This is a genomic window from Streptomyces sp. YKOK-I1 (assembly GCF_054660435.1).
Genome location: NZ_BAAGDR010000001.1, coordinates 8,286,629 through 8,304,646, shown reverse-complemented (window position 1 = coordinate 8,304,646; position 18,018 = coordinate 8,286,629). Strand labels below are relative to the sequence as shown.

Below are 18,018 nucleotides of genomic sequence, written 5' to 3'. Positions count from 1 at the left end.
AGACAGTGTCTATGAGCGAATCCGAGAAGCCGGACCCCGATCTGCGGACGCACCTCGTCGACGTCGGCGTGGATCTGGTCGCCCTGGAGGGGGCCGGTGCGCTGACCCTGCGGGAGATCGCCCGCCGGGCCGGCGTGTCCCACGGTGCGCCGCGCCGCTACTTCCCCACCCATCTGGAGCTGCTGTCGGCCATCGCCCGCCGCGGCTTCACCCAGCTGGGGATCCGGGTGACGGCGACGCTCGCCGACGGCGACGCGGCCCCGCGCGCCCGGCTCACCGAACTGGGGCAGGCCTACCTGGAGTTCGCTCTGGACAACGCCGGAATGTATGAGCTGATGTTCCGTCACGATCTGCTGGAGAGCGGGCATCTGCGGCTGCGGGACACCAGCCTTCCGCTGTTCGGCGTCCTGGTGGACCTGGTGGGCCGGGCCCGTCCCGACGTCGACGCCCGGGCGGTCGCGGGCGCGCTGTGGGCGAATCTGCACGGCATCGCCCAGCTGTGGGGCTGGGGAAGCCTCCAACTCGCCACAGGAACTGATGACTTCACCCCCCTTCTGCGGACCGCGCTCGACGCGCACCTCGGGCCGGAGGACGACCGGTGAACCGTCCGCTGACGCTGGCGAGCAGTGTGGCGGGGGCCGTGGTCGTCGCCCTGGACGGCACCGTGCTCACCGTCGCCCAGCCGACAATGCGCCACGACCTGCACGCCTCCCTCACCCTGGCGCAGTGGACGAGCACCGGCTATCTCGTCGCCGTGGCGGGCCTGTTGGTCTTCGCCGGACGGCTCGGCGACCGGTACGGACACCGCCGTACCTTCGCGGTCGGCATGCTCGGCTTCGGCGCCGCCTCGGCGGGCATCGCGATGGCGCCGGGCGTGGGCTGGGTGATCGGACTGCGCGTCGTCCAGGGGGTGTTCGGGGCGCTGCTGCAACCGGCGACGCTGGGGATGCTGCGGGCATCGTTCCCGCCGGACCGGCTGCGTACGCCGATCGCCGTGCGGACGGCGGCCATGGGGGTGGCCGCGGCGGCCGGGCCGGTGCTGGGCGGTGCGCTCGCCACCTCGTTCGGCTGGCGGGCGGTGTTCCTGCTCAACGTGGTGCCCGCGCTGCTGTTCGGCGTGCTCGCGCTGGCCGCACGGGAGGGGAGACGGCCGCCGGCCGACGCGCCGCTGGACCTGCCGGGCGCCCTGCTGCTCGCCGTGGCGTCGGCCTGTCTGGTGCACGCCCTCGTCACTCTGCCGGGCGTGACCTGGTCCGCGCCGGCCGCGCTCCTCACCGCGGTCGCCTTCGTACGGCACGAGCGGCGGACGCCCGCGCCCCTGCTGCCGCCGGACGTCGTCCGCTCCCCCGCGATCGCCGGCGCCCTCGCCCTGCTGGTCACCGCGTCGGCGGCACTGAACGGCGGACTGTTCGCCTGTGTCTACGTCCTCCAGGACGGCCTCGGGCTGACCGCCCTGCACAGTGCGCTGCTCAGTCTGCCGCTGGCGGTGTGTCTGATCGCGGCGGCTCCCGTGTCGGCGGTGCTGCTGCGCCGGGTGGGCGCCCGGGCCGCGGTCACGGGGGCGACGGCCGTGCTCGGCACCGGTCTGCTGGTGCTGGCCCGGGCGCCGGGCGAGACGGCCTTCGCCGCCGGGTTCGCGCTGGTCGGCGCCGGGTTCGGGACCGTGATGGTGGCGGCCACCCATGTGGTCGTACGGCAGGCTCCCGCCGAGGCGGCCGGGGTGGCGGGCGGCCTCCAACAGACGGCGATGAACGTCGGGCCGGTGCTGGGCATCGCCTCGGCGACCGTGCTGATGGGCCTCGGCCCGGACCGGGCCCCCCTGGCCGTGCTGGGCATGGCGGCCCTCGCGGCGCTCCCGCTGTGCCGTGCCCTGCCGGGACGCCCCGCCCCCACCGGTGCCCCCGGGCCCGCCGGAACCGACGTCCCTGCCCCCGCCCTCGCCGGCGCGGCGGCCGGCCGAAGCGACACACCCCACACCGCTCACGGCGTGGAAAGCGGTCCGTGCGCCCGTTCCCTGGGCGACCATGAGCACTGAGGTCGTACCGGAGCGGGAACCCGGACCGCACCTCGCACGAACGCACCGGAGGAGAACGATGGCACTGCTGCGACAAGAGGTCGACCCGAGCGAGGTCGGGCTGGACGCGAAGGCGCTCGACCGCCTCGACCAGCACGTCGCCCACTACGTCGACGAGGGACGGCTGCCCGGTTTCCTCATGGCGGTCTCCCGGGGCGGCCGCGTCGCGCACCTCACCACGCACGGCCACCGTGACGTCGCCGCCGGACTGCCCGTCGAGGCCGACACCCTGTACCGGATCTACTCGATGACCAAGCCGGTCACCTCCGTCGCCGCCCTGATACTGGTGGAGGAGGGCCGGCTGCGGCTCGACGACCCGGTCGCCGACCACCTCCCGGCCTTCGCCGGCCAGCGCGTGTACGCGGGCGGCTCGGGCGCGGACCTCACCACCCGCCCGGTGCAGCAGCCGCTGCTGGTGCGGCATCTGATGACCCACACCTCGGGTCTGACCTTCGCCTTCTACCACTGTCACCCCGTCGACGCCCTGTACCGCGAGGCCGGGCTGGAGTCGGCGGTGCTGCCCGGCTCGAACCTGGCCGAGACCGTGGAGGCATACGCGCGGCTGCCGCTCCAGTTCGAGCCGGGCACACAGTGGAACTACTCGGTGTCCACCAACGTCCTCGGCCGGATCATCGAGGTCGTGTCCGGGCAGCCCCTCGACGAGTTCGTCGCCGAGCGGATCCTCCGCCCGCTGGGCATGCCGGACGCCGGCTTCCAGGTCACCGACGAGCAGGCGGGCCGGCTCGCCGAGCTGTACGGCGACACCGACGCCGGCGGCATCGAACCGATCGCCGGCCTGCCGCTGTTCGGCCGCCCCCGGTTCCTGTCGGGGAGCGGCGGTATGGTGGCGACCGCATACGACATCCACCGCTTCAGCGAGCTGCTGCGCCGCCGCGGCGAACTCGACGGGGTGCGGCTGCTGGCCCCCGGGACCGTGGACCTCATGACCCGCAACCACCTCCCCGACGGCGCGGACCTGCGCGCCTTCGGCAGCCGTCCGGCGCACGACGAACCGGGCAACGACGGGGTCGGCTTCGGCCTGGGCGTGTCCGTGGTCGTCGACCCGGACCGCACCCAGGCCCCGACGGGCCTCGGCGCCTACGGCTGGAGCGGGGTCGCCACGACCACCTTCTGGATCGATCCGGAGCACGACCTGAGCGTGCAGTTCCTGACCCAGGTGCGGCCGAGGCGGTCGCTGAAGCTGTACCCCGATCTCAAGCGGCTGGTGCACGAGGCCCTGCTCGACTGACCGTCAGCCGTCCCCGCGCCAGGTGAACTCCAGTCCCTCCGCGGCCAGTTCATCGAGCCACTCCACCGACCGGGCCGCCGTCTCGGCCGCCCGGTTGAGACCCGGCGGCAGCGCGCCGGCCAGGATCTGCCGGACGCCGAGCGCGAGCGTGCGCGAGACGCACCGCGCCATCGCGCTCTCCGCCTCGTCGCCGACCAGGTCCAGCAGACAACTCCCCGACCAGGACGCGCTCTTGCCCGAGGCCGAGCGGGTCGCGCCGACCTCCTCCGCATCTGACTCCGCCGCCGCGTCGGCCTGCGGGGATACCTCGAGGGCGACTTCGAGGATCACCCGGTCACGGTCGGTCTCGGTCGTCGGATAGGTGTCGGCCAACTCCCGTGCCAGGGCGGCGATCCGGGTGTCGTCGCCCGCCTTCAGCTCCTCGAACACCGGCTGCCAGGCGTGCAGCCAGCCGTCCAGGCGCAGGGTGCCGCGCACGAACCCGTCCGCTCTCCAGGCCTTCGGCAGCCCGTACTGCTCGACGAAGGGCACGCTGTCCCGGTTGGGGTACACCTCGAAGGGTTCCCCGTCCACGACGTACGGCCGGGTCGCCTCCCAGGGCCGGGCGGCGACGGTCTCGGCACCGTCCTCGAGGTAACGGGCGGGCGAGCGCAGGGCGTTGAGGACGCCGAGCGGAGCCCAGCTGAAGCGGTAGCGGAAGTCGTTGGGGACCGCCGGAACGCCTCCGCAGTACGAGGTGAGGCGGTACGAGGCCGCCGTGTCCGCGCCGATCGCCTCCCGTGCGCGGGCCACCAGGGCGTGGGCGAAGAGGTGGTCGATGCCGGGGTCGAGCCCGGCCTCGGTGAGGACGGCCAGCCCCGCCTTCTCCGCCGCCGGGACCTGCTCCAGCACCGCGTCCGAGACATAGCTGGAGCACGCGAAGTGGGCGCGCCGGGCGACGCAGGCGGCGAGCAGCGGGGCGTGGTCCGGGGCGGGCAGCATCGATACGACGATGTCACCGGGGGCGAGTTCGGCGGTGAGCGCGTCGAGCGTGTAGGCGCGGGGCGCGGCGCGTCCGGTCAGGCCCAGCCGGTCCAGGGCCTCGGCCGCGCGGTCCGCCGTACGGTGCCAGAGGCGGACGCCGTCGGTGCGTGCGCACAGGTCGGCGAGCCCGCTGCCCGTGGACAGTCCGGCACCCACCCAGTGGACGGCGCCGCTCGCGGGAACCACTTCACTCATGACCGAACACCCCTCCTCCGGTGCCGAGTTCGACGCCGAGTTCACGTCCCGCCTGCCGGAACCGCGCCAGGCACCGTACCCACGCGTCCCCCGCGGGGAGTTCCAGGAGCTGGGGCAGCAGGGCCGCCGAGAAGTCGGTGCTGGACTCGCGCGGGAGCAGTGAGGGCAGGTTGTCGATGGCGATCAGGTCCAGCGCAGGTTCCTTGCGCAGGGTGCGCACGGGGTCCGTCCACTCCGTGGTGCGGTCGTAGACGGGCAGGACGTTGAGGGGGGAGCCGACGTCGCAGGTGACGTCGGAGAGGGTGCGCAGGCTGCGGGCCGGGTCGTCCAGGTCCTCCTCGCGGACGAACGGCGGCACCGGGGTGGTGGCCAGGACGCAGTTGACGAGCAGATCGTGGTCCAGGAGGGCGCGGCGGTCCAGGTCGCGGGTCTCGGCGAGGTCCCAGCAGGTGGGGTCGACGCCGGCCGTGGCGAGGGCGGCGCGGGCGCCGCGGCCGCTGCGGCCCAGGGCGCCGACCACGAGGGCGGTGAACTCCGCGTCGCCGGGGCGCGGGCGCAGGCTCTCGTCCAGTGCCTCCCGGTCGGTGGGGAGCAGCGGTGCGGTGAGCCGGCCCCGGTGGTGGAGCACCGCGAGGGCGGCGCCGAGGTAGCCGGCCCAGAAGCCGAACGCGGCGAGCCTGCGGCCCTGTTCGTCGACCAGGTACTCCAGGTCCAGCAGCGCCCCTCCTCCAGCGGCGAACCGGCGGAGCAGGTCGGCGGCGCCGGGCTGCTGCTTGTAGGCGTGCCCGAAGAAGATGTGGTGGTGCGTCAATTCGGCTGGCAGGTCGGGGAGTTCCTTCAGACCGAGGACGACCGTGTCCGGCGGCGCCGACACCCAGGAGCCCGCGGGGGCGACTTCGGCGCCCACCGCCTCGTACTCCTCGACGGGGAAGATCCGCTGCGGGGACTCCTCGACGGTCAGCCGCACTCCGGCCTCGACGAGGCGGCGGGCGTCGTCGGGGACGACCGGGGTGCGCCGTTCGGTGGAGCGGGCCTCGTGGCGCAGCCACAGGTGGGGGGCGGTCGGTGCCGTCATACGCAGTTGACCTCCGGACGCGGGGCGTCGGCCGCGAACCGGCCGGCGCTCAGGGGGGTGACGTCCACGAAGGGTACGCGGCCCAGGTAGAGGTCGCGGACGACCTCGCCGACGGCCGGTCCCTGGAGGAAGCCGTGCCCGGAGAAACCGGTCGCATACAGAAAACGGGAGACCGAATGCGCCTCGCCGATCAGGGCGTTGTGGTCCGGGGTGACCTCGTACAGGCCGGCCCAGCCGCCCGTGCGGCGCAGCTCCAGGATGTCGGGGGCGCGGTGCTCCAGCGCGGCGGCGAGCCGGGGGATCCAGCGGTCGTGGGTGTCGGTGGCGAAGCCGGGACGCTCGTCGGGGTCTGACATGCCGACCAGCAGACCGGGGCCCTCGGAGTGGAAGTAGAGGGTGGTGCTGAAGTCGATCGTCATGGGCAGGTCCGGCGGAAGTCCGGGCACCGCCTCGGTGACCGCGATCTGGCGGCGCAGCGGCTGCACCGGCAGGTCCACGCCCACCATGGCGCCGACCGACCGGGACCAGGCGCCGGCCGCGCAGATCACCGTGTCGGTGGTGACCGGGCCGAGGGTGGTGGTGACGCCGGTGATGGTGTCGCCGCGGGTCTCGATGCTGGTCACCGCGGTCCGGCGCAGGATGCGCGCACCGCACCGGCGGGCGGCGTCCGCGTACCCCTGGACGACGGCCTCCGGCGTGCAGTGCCCGTCGTCGGGCGAGAACGCGGCCGCCAGTAAGCCGTCGGTGGTGATCAGCGGGGAGAGCCGGCGGGCCTCGGCCGGGTCGATCATGCGGCTGGGCACCCCGAGCGCGTTCTGCAGCCGCACGCCCGCCTCGAAGGAGGCGACCTCCTCGGGGGTGGAGAGCAGGAAGAGGTAGCCGACCCGGTGCAGTCCGATGTCGTGCCCGAACTCCTCGCCGAACCGCCCGAACGCCTCCAGGCTGCGCGCCCCGAGCTGGATGTTCAGTTCGTCGGAGAACTGGGCGCGCACCCCTCCGGCGGCCTTCGAGGTCGACCCGGCGGCGAGGTCGTCCCGCTCCACCAGCAGGACGTCCCGTACGCCCGCGGCGGCCAGGTGGTAGGCGATGCTGGTCCCGATCACTCCACCGCCGATGACGACGACCGAGGCATGCGTGTTCACGCGAGCGGCTCCTTACTGTGCGGCGGCCCCGGCCCGAGTACCGAGGCCGGGGCTGTCACCTGCACTGACCGTCGTGATCCCTACCCGCGGGGCGGCGCGGGGATCCCGACCGGAGCGCGCTCAGGACCAGTGCGCCACCGCGTCCAGGTGCGGCAGCCGGTGGTCCATGCGCTCCCGCTTGGTGCGCAGGTAGGTGATGTTGTTCTCGCACGGCTCTATCAGCAGCGGCACCTCCTCGGCGACCTGGATGCCGTTGTCGACGAGCGCCTCGCGCTTGCGCGGGTTGTTCGACATCAGCCGCACGGACCGTACGCCGAGGTCGCGCAGGATGTCGGCGGCCACCTTGTAGTCACGGGCGTCCACCGGGAAGCCGAGCGCCACGTTCGCCTCGACGGTGTCCAGCCCCTCCGCCTGGAGGGCCATCGCGCGCAGCTTGCCGAGCAGGCCGATGCCGCGGCCCTCGTGGCCGCGCAGATAGACGACGATGCCGCTGCCCGCGGCGACGACGGCCCGCAGCGCCGACTCCAGCTGATCGCCGCACTCGCAGTGCTGGGAGCCGAACGCGTCGCCGGTCAGGCACTCCGAGTGCAGCCGGGTCAGCACGTCCTCGCTGCCGATCTCGCCGTACACCAGGGCGACTTGTTCGTCACCGCGGTCGTGGTCGAGGTAGCCCACCGCCTGGAATTTCCCGTACACGGTGGGCAAGGGGGCATTCACCACGCGTTCCACACCGGTGCGCTGCGCGGTCTTCTTGCCGAGTACGCCAATGTTCTCTGTCATGATCTGATTCCTAAGCGGAGACGAAAGGCCGGGAAAAGATGAGTGGTTCGGAGATAAGGACGGCGGCGACGGCGGTGGCGGCGACGTACGGCCTGGTGCCCGTGGACACCACCGAGGACGTCCGCTCCCGGGGCGCGGGCGTCACCACGCAGGTGGCGGTCCTGCCGGTCGGCAGCTTCGAACAGCACGGTCCGTACCTGCCGCTCGCCACCGACACGCTGGTCGCCTGCGCCATCGCCCGGGAGATCGCCGGGGCGTACCCGGTGCACCTCCTTCCGCCGGTGACCATCGCCTGCTCGCACGAGCACGCGGCCTGGCCGGGGACCGTCAGCATCTCCTCCGTGACCCTTCACGCGGTGGTACGGGACATCGCGGCGTCGTTGCGCCGCTCGGGCGTCGAGGCCCTGGTGCTGGTCAACGGACACGGCGGGAACTACGTCCTGGGCAACGCGGTCCAGGAGTCCTCCGCCCGCGGCGAGCGGATGGCGCTCTTCCCGGCCCCGGAGGACTGGGAGGCGGCGCGGGAACGGTCCGGGGTGGTGACCTCGCTCCTCACCGACATGCACGCCGGGGAGATCGAGACCTCGATCCTGCTGCACGCCCATCCGGAACTCGTCCGGCCCGGTTTCGAGTCCGCCGATTTCACCGCGGACGACCGTCGCCATCTGCTCACGCTGGGAATGTCCGCCTATACCGATTCGGGCGTCATCGGCCGTCCTTCCCTGGGGTCCGCGGAAAAGGGGAAGGAACTCCTGGCGAGCCTGGCGGATTCCTTCGGCGCGTATTTCTCGCTGCTGACTTCGGAGCCGGCCTCGGAGAAGCCGTCGAGCCCGGAGAAGTCACCGGCCCCGGAGAACCCGGGAGTCTCGGCGGACTTCGGGAACACCGGGGACGACGCCGGAGACACCGGCTCGCTGTAGGCGGCCGGGGACACGGGGCCGGCAGTCTTACCGGCCTCGGCGACCTCGGCGGCTTCAGAGGCCTCGGCGGCCTCAGTGGCCTCAGTGGCCTCAACGATCCCGGCCGTCGCGAGCGCCTCGGCCGCCCCGGGCACCTTGCCCGCGCCGGACACCTCAGCAGCTCCGGACACCTCAGCCGCCCCGGCGGTCCCACCAAGCCCGATGGTCTCGCCCGCCCCGTCGGTCTCCTCCACCCCAGCGGTCTCGCCCGCCCGGCCCGTCTCGCCGGCCCCGGCAGTCCCGCCCGCCCCGGCCGCCTCGCTCGGCCCGGCCGTCTTGCTCACCTCGGCCGTCTCGTTCGCCCCGGCCGTCTCGTCCGTACCCGCCGCGCGGGCCCCCCGCGCCGTCCCGTCGGCGCGTACGGACGCGTACCAGCGCACCACGAGGACGACGGCCCCCGGCAGCGCGGCCACGAAGCTCAGCACGCCGTACACCACCGCCACCGACAGGCCGGTGTCCGCGCCGAGGCCGGCCGCGCCGAACGCCCAGGCGGTGACGCCCTCGCGGGGGCCCCAGCCGCCGACGTTCAGCGGCACGGCCATGGCCAGCAGGGCGAGCATCGCGATCGGCAGCAGGCCGGGCACGGAGGCGCCGGAGCCTGCCACCCGGGCGGCGACGACGAACATCGCGACGTACCCGGCGAGCACGACCAGCGACGACACGGCGACCCCGGGCCCGTTGCGCCGGGACAGCAGCCCCTCGCGCGCCTCGGCCAGCGCCTTGCCCAGGCGTCCGGCCCGGCGCGGCCGGGAGGAGTTCATGCGCAGGGCCAGGACGACGGCGAGCGCCCCCGCACCGGCCAGCAGGACCAGCGGGGCGAGGCTGCGCAGCTCGCCCATGACCGGCGACGGCAGCACCAGCAGGACCGTTACGCCTGCGCCGGCCAGCGCGAGCTGTCCCGCCGTGCGCTCCAGCACGACCGCCCGTACACCGCGCCCGACGTCACCGGCGCTCTGCCCGTGCCGCACGGCGCGGTGCACGTCGCCGAGGATGCCGCCGGGCAGCGCCGCGTTCAGGAACAGCGCCCGGTAGTAGTCCGCGACCGCCGCGCCGAACGGCAGCCGGATCCGCAGCCCGCGGGCCACCAGCGCCCACCGCCAGGCGCTGAACACGGTGGTGACGGCGCCGATGCCGAGCGCGACCAGCACGGTCGGCGCGTCGATCCGGCGCAGTCCGTCCAGGAACACGCCGGTCCCCATCCGCCACAGCAGCACCGTGAGGATGAGGACGCCGGCGACGGTCCCGAAGTGGGTGCGCAGGGCGCGCGAGGCGAACACCCTGCGCCACGCCGACGGCGTGCGGTGCGGCTCGGTCACGATGACCCCGATGCGGGCCTCGGACACGGCGGGCCCGGTACGCGCCACCGACGGGGCGCGGGGCGGCCGCCGTACGACCGGGGTGCCCTCGCCCCACACCGCGGGCGCGGCCGTCCCGGCCCGCGCGCTCACCGTCTCGGCGCTCATCAGACGCGCCCCGTCGGCCGGGCCAGGGCGAGCAGGTCGCTGTGGTGGACGGTGACCCTGAGCTCGCCCGCCTGGCAGGCGGTGAGGCGGCCGGCGAGATAGCCCTCGGCGCGTTCGGCCAGGTCGGGGCGCTGCTCCACGGCCGCGCCGACCCAGCCCCGCAGCCACTGAGCGGTGAGCGCGGCGTGCTCGGGGCCGAGCCGCCACGGGCTCGGGTGGACCTTGACGGTGGCGCCGTGGTCGGCGAACGCCTCGCAGGCGACACCCACCGCGTCGGGGCCCAGGAGGCCGCCGCGCCGCTGGTGGTCGTTGAAGGCGGCGGCGAGCTCCTCGTCCAGCGGGTCCGGCACGGAGAACTCGACCCGGCCGGCGACGGACAGCGTCAGCAACGCCGGGCAGCCGGCACCCGCGCAGGCCGCGGCGAGCGTCTCGACCTCCTCGCGGGTGAGGACGTCGAGGAGGGCGGAGGCGGTGACGAGGGAGGCGCCGGTCAGGGCGTCCGGGGTGAGCCGGGCGACGTCGCCGCGCCGGGTCTCGACGGTGACCCGGCTGCCGTCGGCGGCCGCGCGCGGCGAGGCGACGGCCGCGAAGTGCAGCAGGTAGGGGTCGCGGTCGTGCAGGATCCAGTGCTGGCCGCCGTCCAGGCGGGGCGCGAGCCAGCGGCCCATCGAGCCGGTGCCGCAGCCCAGGTCGTGCACGGCGAGGCCGCCGCTGAGCCCGTTCGGCAGGTTCGCGAGCCGGATCCGCAGCGGGTCCAGCAGGTCCACCGCCCGGGCCGCCGCGTCCGCGGGCTCACGCAGCTGGAGCCACTCGGGCGCGTACCGGGGCTGGTCCTCGGGACCGGCCTCCCGCAGCCGTACGGTGGGCCGCTCGCCGGGGCGGGTGACGGGGCCCGCGCCCGCTATCACCGCGTCGGGGTCGGCCGCGCTGTCCGTCACGTCCTGGCCCACGGTGTCGGTCACGCCGTCCGCCGCGTCATGGGCCACGGTGTCGGTCACGCCGTCCGCCGCGTCATGGGCCACGGTGTCGGTCACGGTCTCGGTCGCGATGTCCGTCATGGTGGAGGCCTCCTTCGGGCCCGGCTGGGTGGGGATGGCCCCCACACGCCGTGCCATGTCCGCCGGGCTCGCCGTCGTCTTCCTCATGCCGCCCTCCGGGGTTCGCCGGGAAGCCGGCCCAGCACACCGGCCAGGCTCTGGGCGGTGGACGCCCAGCCGTTCAGGGCGGCCCGGCGGCTGCGCGCGGCCGCCTTCAGCCGGCGCCGCACGTCCGCCTCGCCGAACCAGCCGCGCAGTTCCGCGGCGAGGGCCGCCGGGTTCTCCGGCGGGACGAGGATGCCGGGCATCCCGCCGTCGGGGGCGCGGCCGACGGCCTCGGGCAGCCCGCCGACGTCGGTCGCGAGGACCGGGATGCCGCGGGCCAGGGCCTCGGTGACCGCCATGCCGTACGTCTCGGCGTAGGAGGTGAGGACCATCAGGTCGGCGGAGGCGTACGCGGCGTCGAGTTCGGCGCCCGCCTTCGGCCCGGCCAGCTCCAGCCGGTCCTCGAGGCCGTACCGGCGGATGAGACCGCGCAGATGGGCGACGTACTCCGGGTCCTGGTTCAGGCCGCCCACGCACACGCAGGACCACCTGAGGTCGGTCACCGCGGCCAGCGCCTCCACCAGCCGGTGCTGGCCCTTGCGCGGGGTCACGGCGGCCACGCACAGCAGCCGGGAGACACCGTCGGTACCGGAGGCGAGGGGCGCGATGTCGGCGCCGGGGGCGGCGCAGTGCACCTTCTCCGGGGCCAGGCCGTGGTGCGAGACGAGGCGGCGCACCGCCCAGTCGCTGGTGGCGATCACCGCGGGCACCGCCCGCAGCACGGCCCGCTCCTTGGCGTCGAGCTCGGCGGCCACCAGCGGTTCGAGGCCGGTCTCGTCGCCGAGGGGCAGGTGCACGAGGACCGCGAGCCGCAGCCGCTCCGCCTCCGGCACCACGATCTCCGGGACACCGCAGGCGACGAGCCCGTCGAGCAGCACGACCGTGCCGTCGGGGAGTTCGGCCAGAGTGCGCGCCAGTTCGGTGCGGGCGGCGGTCTCCGGACGCGGCCACAGGCCGTTCACCAGGTGCTTGTGCACCTGCCAGCCGAAGCCGGGCAGGTCCAGGCAGACCCGCCGGTCGTAGGCGTTGCCGCCGCTGGGGTTGGCGGTGTCGTAGACCCCGCCCGGCATCACGAAGTGCACGGAGCGCAGAGACATGGGGATGAGGTCACCCGCCTTCCGGGCCGTCGGAGCCGTCGGTGCCGTCGGAGCGGTGGGGGCCTTGGGTGCCGCGGTCTGCACGGGCACGTAGGCGAGCGGGGCCTTCGCCAGGGTCACCTCGGTCACAGCGCACGCTCGTAACTCGCCCAGGCGATGTGCGACTCGTGCAGGGTGACGGAGAGCGAGGCGATACCGCGGGCGCCCTCACCGAGGGCGCCCTTGTGGATGCGCTCGGCGAGCCGGTCCGCGACGACCTTGGCGAGGAACTCCGTGGAGGTGTTGATCCCGGCGAAGTCGGGCTCGTTGTCCAGGTTGCGGTAGTTCAGCTCGCTGACCACGGCCCCGAGCTCCTGGGTGGCCAGTCCGATGTCGACGACGATGTTGTCGTCGTCCAGCTGCTCGCGGCGGAACGTGGCGTCCACCAGGAACGTCGCTCCGTGCAGGCGCTGCGCGGGTCCGAAGACCTCGCCGCGGAAGCTGTGGGCGATCATGATGTGATCGCGGACGGTGACACTGAACAACGGACGACCCTCCAGGTGCGGCGCGTCTGGTCCCCCGGCCATTGGCCGCCGGGGGATGCCGTGTAGTACGGCTCTCGCCTTCCCCTTGTTCAGAGCGATCTCACTCTTTTCTCAGGTCAGGCGCTCTTGCTGGTCTCCGACGGGTACCTGACACGGTGACAGAGCGCGGGGATCTCGCCCGACGCCAGCCCCGGCATCACCTCCGGCAACTCCTCGAACGCGCTTTCTCCCGTGACGAGCGCGTCGAGTGCCGGATCGGTCAGCAGGTCGAGGGCGAGCGCGAGCCGGTCGGCGTAGCTGCGGTCGGCGCGGGCCGGGGACACGGTGCCGACCTGGCTGCTGCGGAGGACCAGCCGGCGCGAGTGGAAGGCCTCGCCGAGCGGCAGCGCGATCCTGCGGTCGCCGTACCAGCTCAGTTCGAGGACGGTGCCCTCGGCGCGCAGCAGTTCCAGCGACCGGGTCAGGCCCGGTTCGGTGGCGCTGGCGTGCACGACGAGGTCGCAGCCGCCGAGCGCGTCCCCGGGCAGCGCGAAGCCGACGCCGAGCGCCTCGGCGGTCTTCGCGCGCGCCGGGTCGGCGTCCACCAACTGCACGCGCACACCGGGGAAGCGGGCCAGCAGCGCGGCCACCGAGCAGCCGACCATGCCGCCGCCGACCACCGCGATCCGGTCCCCGACCAGCGGCGCCGCGTCCCACAGCGCGTTGACGGCGGTCTCCACGGTGCCGGCGAGCACGGCCCGTCCGGCGGGCACGGCCTCCGGTACGACGGTGACGGCCGTCTCGGGGACGACGTACCGCGTCTGGTGCGGATACAGACAGAACACGGTCCGCCCGGCGAGCCGCGCGGGGCCCTCCTCCACCACGCCCACGTTGAGGTAGCCGTACTTCACGGGCGCCGGGAAGTCGCCCTCCTGGAACGGCGCCCGCATGACCGCGTGCTGGCTCTCGGGCACCTGTCCGCGGAAGACGAGGGTCTCCGTGCCGCGACTGATCCCGGAGTACAGCGAACGGACGACGACCTCGCCCTCGGCGGGCTCGGGCAGGGCGACGTCCCGTATCCCGCCCCGGCCCGGGGCGTCGATCCAGAACGCGCGTCCGCTGCGGTCCATCGGCATCCTCCTGAACGATCTGCTGAACGATCTGCAACCGGTGCACGTACCGAGGTGTGCACAGGTCGCGCACAGTACGCGGCACTGATCATCTCTGTCACCTGGCCGGAGGAATGTGCGGTGGCCCTGAACAACACTTACGACGCAAGGCTGGTCCAGCAGGAGACCGCTGTGGGAGCGGGCGTTCAGATCCTGTTGCTGGCCCTGCTCGGCTCGGCGATCGGCATGGGGCCGGCGGGCTGGGTCACCGGCCTCGTCTTCGCCGTCGCCACCTGGGCGGTCCTCTCCCGGGCACTGCACCGCTCGCGGCTGCGCTCCTTCGGTCCCGCCAACCGGGTCACGCTCGGCCGTGCCACCCTCGTCGGCGGGGTGACCGCCCTGGTCGCCGACTCCTTCGAGTCCGCCCCGCCGGTGACCCTGCTGGTCGGCCTCACCGCCGTCGCCCTGATCCTCGACGGCGTCGACGGCAAGGTCGCCCGCCGCACCGGCACCTCGACCGCGCTGGGCGCGCGCTTCGACATGGAGGTCGACGCGTTCCTCATCCTCGTCCTGAGCGTGTACGTCTCCATGGCGCTCGGCCCGTGGGTGCTGCTGGTCGGTGCGATGCGCTACGTCTTCGTCGCCGCCGCCCGCGTCGCCCCCTGGCTCAACGCCCCGCTCCCGCCGAGCATGGCCCGCAAGACCGTCGCCGCCCTCCAGGGCATCTGCCTGCTGGTCGCGGGCGCCGACCTCCTCCCCCACTCCGGCAACGTCGCCGTCATGCTGCTGGCCCTCGGCACCCTGCTGTGGTCCTTCGGCCGCGACGTGCTGTGGCTGTACCGCACCTCCCGGATCCGCACGGCCCGCCCGGCGGAGCAGCGGGTGCTGGAACTCGCCTAGACCGACCGGGGGTTCAGGCCCCTGGCCCCCCCACCGCCCCCCACGGGGAAGGGCCCGCACCGTCACGGACGGTCCGGGCCCTTCCGTATGGCCGGTCTCCTGGGAATCCTGCCCTGGCTGTGTCTACGGCCGTGCCGTGTCCGGTTGTACGGCCGTGTCGGCGACGTCGTTACGACGGTGCGGGCGACCCCGGCCGGGCAGCACGGCGATCGCGGCGGCCGGCACCGCGGCGAGCAGCAGCCAGGGCACGGCCGGCGGGAGCCCGGTGTCGAGGAGGGTGCCGGTGGCCGCGCTGCCGAGCAGCACGATCAGCCCGGAGACCGAGGACAACGCCCCCGTGTACAGGCCGAGTCGGCCTCTCTCGGCGAGGTCGGGAACCCAGGCGCGGACCGCGGGTGCGACGAGCATCTGACCGAGGGTGAGCAGCACGACGAACCCCGCGGCGGGCAGCAGCCCCGCCGTCCCGGTCCGCCCGGCGGGCAGCGCCGCGGCCACCACCGCGAACCCGGCGGAGATCAGCGCCAGCCCGGCCGCCGCCGAACGGCGTGCGCCGATCCGCTCCCCCGCCCAGCGGGTGACGGGCAGTTGGGCGGTCACCACCAGCAGTGACGACAGCGCGAACAGCCAGGCCAGCGGCGCCTGCGAACCCGCCGCGCGCTCCACCTCGGCAGGCAGGGCGAGGTAGAGCTGGTGGTAGGCGAGGAGGTAGGCGCCGTAGGCGCAGCACAGGGCGAGGAAGCGGCGGTTGCGCAGCAACGGGCGGATCCCTCCCCGCACTTGGACCCGCTCCCGGCCGGGAAGGCGCTGCGGCAGCAGCAGGGCGTGCGCGGCGAGCACCAGGACGAAGACAGCGGCGCCGGCGAGACACACGGTCCGGAAGTCGACCGACAGCAGCAGCGCGCCCAGCAGCGGTCCGACGAACGCCCCGGCCTGTCCGGCGACCGTGAACAGGGCCAGCACCCGGGTCCGCGGACCGCCACCCGCCTCCTCGTGGGCGACGGCCTGCCGGGCCACCTCCGACTCGACCGCCGGGGAGAAGAGCGCGGCGGCGAACCCGACGAGCAGGACCGCGCCGGTCACCGTCCAGGCCCGCTCGGCGTACCCGAGCCAGACGAACCCGGCGATCCGCAGCGCACAGCCGGCCAGGACGACGGGCCGCACCCCGTACCGGTCGGCCAGGGCACCGCCGACCACGAACAGCCCTTGCTGGCTGAAGGTCCTGAGGCCCAGCACTAAGCCCACGAGCCATCCCGCCATGCCGACGGCCCCGCCCAGATGCTCGGACAGGAACGGCAGCACCGCGAAGAAGCCGATGTTGAAGGCGAGTTGGGTGAGGACGAGCAGCCGGAGGAGCGGGGGGAGCCGGAGGAGGTTCATCGATCGTCTCGAACTCGTCGCTCCCTGCGCCCAGTTGCGGTGACCGCGAGGGCTCCCAGCAGGGCGAGGGCGGTGGCGGGGGCGAGCACGGCCCAGGGGGCGCGTTCGGCGTAGGGCTGGTTCTCGGCGAGCAGCAACCCCCATTCGGGGGATGGTGGCTGGGCGCCGAGCCCGAGGAAGCCGAGCGAGGCGAGCGCGAGGGCGATCCCCGGCAGCCGCAGCACCGCGTGCCGGACCACCGGCGGCAGCACGGCGGGCAGGACCCCCCTGCGCAGCAGGTACCAGCGCCCGGCACCGAGAGCACGGGTGGCGGCCAGATGCAGGGTGGCCCGCTCCTGCCGCAGCAGCGCGGAGGTGTGCGCGGCGAGCGGCGCCCACGCCACGACGGCCACCGCGGCCACCGGAGTCCCCTCCCCGCCACCCCACAACGCGGTGACGAGAAGCGCGGCCGCGACCGGCGGGACGGCGTTGACGGTGTCCACGAGCGGCCCGGACAGCCAGGGCAGCAACCCGAGCAGCACACCGGCGACCAGGGCCGACGCGCTGACGGCGAAGGCGAGCAGGAGGGTGTCGAGGGCCCCGTGGGCCACACGGGCGAGCAGGTCCCTGCCGAGGGCGTCGGTGCCGAAGGGGTGGGTGGGGGCGGGGGGTTGGAGGCGGGTGGCGGTGTCGACGGCGAGGGGGTCGCGGGGGAGGCCGAGGGCGATGACGACGGTGAGGAGGAGGCCGTAGGCGACAGGGAGGCTGTATGCAATGGGCGGGATCCTGCGGACGGTCGACGGCAGGCCGTGGACCGCATGCGATCGCCTTGGCAGTGACAGTGCATACAGTGACTCGCTGCGCGTCTGCGATGTATGCAATGGGTGCGATGGGTGCGATGGGTGCGATGGCGATGTATACGGTGACCGGCGAAATGGATGCGGCAGCCGGTCAACTGTCTGCGGTCGCCGGTGTACCGCATGCGATGGCCGGTGAAGTGTATGCAGCGCCCCGTCGCCCAGGGCGGTGCCGACGAGCCGCCTCACGGCGAGGCGGGCCCCGGCCGTGGTGACGGCGGCGAGCGCGACGAGCGCGAGCGTGCCGGCCTGAAGAACCGGGAGGTCCTGGGCGAGGGCGGCCTGGAGGGTGGTCCGGCCCAGGCCGGGGATGTCGAAGATCTGTTCCACGGCGACGGCCCCTCCGGCCAGTCCCACGGCGAACAGCCCGAGGTTGGGCAGCAGTCCGGGCAGGCAGCGGCGCAGCGCGTGGCGGGCGACGGTGCGGCCGGGCAGTCCGCGTGCGGCGGCGGCCCGAGCCCAGGGTTCGGCGAAGGCGGCGGGCAGCTGGTCGTCGAGGAGGCGGCCGAGGACTGCGCCGGCGGGCAGGCCGAGGGCGAGGGCGGGCAGGACGGTCCACCGCGGGCCGTACCAGCCGAGGGCGGGCAGCCAGCCGAGGTGGACGCCGACGACGGTGGCGAGGACGGACGCGGTGAGGAACTCGGGCAGCGCGGCGAGCACGGCGGGGAGGGAGCCGCCCGGGGTCCGTCCGTGGAGCCGGCGCCGGGTGCCGAGGTACAGGGTGCGGGCGCACACGGCGGCGGCCGTGCCGCAGGCGACGACGAGCGAGACCGCCATCAGCAGCAGGGACGCGCCCAGGGACTGGGCGACGGCGGGGGCGACCTCGGCGCCGGAGATCCAGGACCGTCCGGCGTCCCCGCGCCACAACCCGCCGAGCCATCGCCCAAGAAGCACCAAGGGGCCGTCGTCCAGGCTGAGTTGGGAGCGTACGGCGGCCAGGGCCCCGGGGTCGGGGTCGCGGTCGGCGGAGCGGGCCTTGAGGACGGTGAGCGCCGGGTCGGTGTGCGAGAGCCAGGGCAGCAGCCCGATCCCGCACAGCAGGGCCGCCGCCAGTCCGGCCCGCCACAGCAGCGTGCCCACCCTGTGCCCCATGC

General features: G+C 74.2%; 15 protein-coding genes and 1 pseudogene. 5 read left to right on the top strand and 11 right to left on the bottom strand.

What is annotated here, in order from left to right; translation table 11 throughout:
• Positions 1 to 11 precede the first annotated feature (11 nt).
• The 3 genes from ACYQ8Q_RS36805 to ACYQ8Q_RS36795 are packed head-to-tail and all read left to right on the top strand — an operon-like array spanning position 12 to position 3,323.
• The gene (locus ACYQ8Q_RS36805; protein WP_460071006.1) at positions 12 to 602 is read left to right on the top strand and encodes a TetR/AcrR family transcriptional regulator; all 591 of its coding nucleotides are present in this window, start codon (positions 12 to 14) and stop codon (positions 600 to 602) included.
• Positions 599 to 2,035 (top strand): MFS transporter, encoded by a 1,437-nt coding sequence (locus tag ACYQ8Q_RS36800; protein ID WP_460071005.1) that lies wholly within the window; start codon positions 599 to 601, stop codon positions 2,033 to 2,035. Before ACYQ8Q_RS36805 ends, ACYQ8Q_RS36800 begins: the two co-directional genes overlap by 4 nt.
• A 58-nt stretch (positions 2,036 to 2,093) precedes the next feature.
• On the top strand, positions 2,094 to 3,323 hold the full coding sequence (locus tag ACYQ8Q_RS36795; RefSeq protein WP_460071004.1) for a serine hydrolase domain-containing protein: 1,230 nt from the start codon (positions 2,094 to 2,096) through the stop codon (positions 3,321 to 3,323).
• A 3-nt stretch (positions 3,324 to 3,326) separates the two neighbouring features.
• On the opposite strand, the gene ACYQ8Q_RS36790 is transcribed toward ACYQ8Q_RS36795, so the two are convergent.
• The 4 genes from ACYQ8Q_RS36790 to ribA form a co-directional block, all read right to left on the bottom strand.
• Positions 3,327 to 4,541, bottom strand: a complete 1,215-nt coding sequence (locus ACYQ8Q_RS36790; RefSeq protein WP_460071003.1) for a saccharopine dehydrogenase family protein — start codon at positions 4,539 to 4,541, stop codon at positions 3,327 to 3,329.
• The gene (locus tag ACYQ8Q_RS36785) at positions 4,534 to 5,616 is read right to left on the bottom strand and encodes a saccharopine dehydrogenase (protein ID WP_460071002.1); all 1,083 of its coding nucleotides are present in this window, start codon (positions 5,614 to 5,616) and stop codon (positions 4,534 to 4,536) included. Before ACYQ8Q_RS36785 ends, ACYQ8Q_RS36790 begins: the two co-directional genes overlap by 8 nt.
• Positions 5,613 to 6,758, bottom strand: coding sequence for an NAD(P)/FAD-dependent oxidoreductase (locus ACYQ8Q_RS36780; RefSeq protein WP_460071001.1), 1,146 nt, complete (start codon positions 6,756 to 6,758; stop codon positions 5,613 to 5,615). Before ACYQ8Q_RS36780 ends, ACYQ8Q_RS36785 begins: the two co-directional genes overlap by 4 nt.
• A 120-nt stretch (positions 6,759 to 6,878) precedes the next feature.
• On the bottom strand, positions 6,879 to 7,538 hold the full coding sequence (ribA, locus tag ACYQ8Q_RS36775) for a GTP cyclohydrolase II (RefSeq protein ID WP_460071000.1): 660 nt from the start codon (positions 7,536 to 7,538) through the stop codon (positions 6,879 to 6,881).
• Between the two features lie 38 nt (positions 7,539 to 7,576).
• On the opposite strand from ribA, the gene ACYQ8Q_RS36770 reads away from it, so the two are divergent.
• On the top strand, positions 7,577 to 8,458 hold the full coding sequence (locus tag ACYQ8Q_RS36770) for a creatininase family protein (protein WP_460070999.1): 882 nt from the start codon (positions 7,577 to 7,579) through the stop codon (positions 8,456 to 8,458).
• A gap of 278 nt (positions 8,459 to 8,736) precedes the next feature.
• Here the strand turns inward: ACYQ8Q_RS36770 and ACYQ8Q_RS36765 are convergent.
• From ACYQ8Q_RS36765 to ACYQ8Q_RS36745, 5 genes and pseudogenes are all read right to left on the bottom strand, one after another.
• Positions 8,737 to 9,960 (bottom strand): annotated as a pseudogene (locus ACYQ8Q_RS36765) (lysylphosphatidylglycerol synthase transmembrane domain-containing protein); the annotation flags it as partial.
• Complete coding sequence (locus ACYQ8Q_RS36760; protein WP_460070998.1) at positions 9,960 to 11,105, bottom strand: trans-aconitate methyltransferase; 1,146 nt, start codon at positions 11,103 to 11,105, stop codon at positions 9,960 to 9,962. The gene ACYQ8Q_RS36760 and the pseudogene ACYQ8Q_RS36765, both read right to left, overlap by 1 nt.
• Entirely contained in the window at positions 11,102 to 12,328 is a 1,227-nt protein-coding gene (locus ACYQ8Q_RS36755; RefSeq protein WP_460070997.1) for a glycosyltransferase family 4 protein, read from the bottom strand. Before ACYQ8Q_RS36755 ends, ACYQ8Q_RS36760 begins: the two co-directional genes overlap by 4 nt.
• Entirely contained in the window at positions 12,325 to 12,723 is a 399-nt protein-coding gene (locus tag ACYQ8Q_RS36750; protein ID WP_055633342.1) for a 6-pyruvoyl trahydropterin synthase family protein, read from the bottom strand. Before ACYQ8Q_RS36750 ends, ACYQ8Q_RS36755 begins: the two co-directional genes overlap by 4 nt.
• A 116-nt stretch (positions 12,724 to 12,839) precedes the next feature.
• Positions 12,840 to 13,832, bottom strand: coding sequence for a zinc-dependent alcohol dehydrogenase (locus tag ACYQ8Q_RS36745; protein WP_460070996.1), 993 nt, complete (start codon positions 13,830 to 13,832; stop codon positions 12,840 to 12,842).
• A gap of 120 nt (positions 13,833 to 13,952) precedes the next feature.
• On the opposite strand from ACYQ8Q_RS36745, the gene ACYQ8Q_RS36740 reads away from it, so the two are divergent.
• A complete protein-coding gene (locus ACYQ8Q_RS36740) occupies positions 13,953 to 14,711 on the top strand; it encodes a CDP-alcohol phosphatidyltransferase family protein (protein WP_460070994.1) in 759 nt (252 codons plus the stop codon).
• A gap of 123 nt (positions 14,712 to 14,834) precedes the next feature.
• Here the strand turns inward: ACYQ8Q_RS36740 and ACYQ8Q_RS36735 are convergent, their stop codons facing one another.
• On the bottom strand, positions 14,835 to 16,088 hold the full coding sequence (locus ACYQ8Q_RS36735; protein WP_460070993.1) for an MDR family MFS transporter: 1,254 nt from the start codon (positions 16,086 to 16,088) through the stop codon (positions 14,835 to 14,837).
• Entirely contained in the window at positions 16,085 to 18,016 is a 1,932-nt protein-coding gene (locus tag ACYQ8Q_RS36730; protein WP_460070992.1) for an ABC transporter permease subunit, read from the bottom strand. The genes ACYQ8Q_RS36735 and ACYQ8Q_RS36730 overlap by 4 nt, the downstream gene beginning before the upstream one ends.
• Positions 18,017 to 18,018 lie beyond the last annotated feature (2 nt).

What these genes read in the sequence shown, in the direction of transcription:
- ACYQ8Q_RS36805 (WP_460071006.1), top strand. Translation starts at nt 12, where the DNA reads ATGAGCGAATCCGAGAAGCCGGACCCCGATCTGCGGACGCACCTCGTC.
- ACYQ8Q_RS36795 (WP_460071004.1), top strand. Translation starts at nt 2,094, where the DNA reads ATGGCACTGCTGCGACAAGAGGTCGACCCGAGCGAGGTCGGGCTGGAC.
- ACYQ8Q_RS36790 (WP_460071003.1), bottom strand. Translation starts at nt 4,541, where the DNA reads ATGAGTGAAGTGGTTCCCGCGAGCGGCGCCGTCCACTGGGTGGGTGCC.
- ACYQ8Q_RS36785 (WP_460071002.1), bottom strand. Translation starts at nt 5,616, where the DNA reads ATGACGGCACCGACCGCCCCCCACCTGTGGCTGCGCCACGAGGCCCGC.
- ribA (WP_460071000.1), bottom strand. Translation starts at nt 7,538, where the DNA reads ATGACAGAGAACATTGGCGTACTCGGCAAGAAGACCGCGCAGCGCACC.
- ACYQ8Q_RS36770 (WP_460070999.1), top strand. Translation starts at nt 7,577, where the DNA reads ATGAGTGGTTCGGAGATAAGGACGGCGGCGACGGCGGTGGCGGCGACG.
- ACYQ8Q_RS36760 (WP_460070998.1), bottom strand. Translation starts at nt 11,105, where the DNA reads ATGAGGAAGACGACGGCGAGCCCGGCGGACATGGCACGGCGTGTGGGG.
- ACYQ8Q_RS36745 (WP_460070996.1), bottom strand. Translation starts at nt 13,832, where the DNA reads ATGGACCGCAGCGGACGCGCGTTCTGGATCGACGCCCCGGGCCGGGGC.
- ACYQ8Q_RS36735 (WP_460070993.1), bottom strand. Translation starts at nt 16,088, where the DNA reads ATGAACCTCCTCCGGCTCCCCCCGCTCCTCCGGCTGCTCGTCCTCACC.
- ACYQ8Q_RS36730 (WP_460070992.1), bottom strand. Translation starts at nt 18,016, where the DNA reads ATGGGGCACAGGGTGGGCACGCTGCTGTGGCGGGCCGGACTGGCGGCG.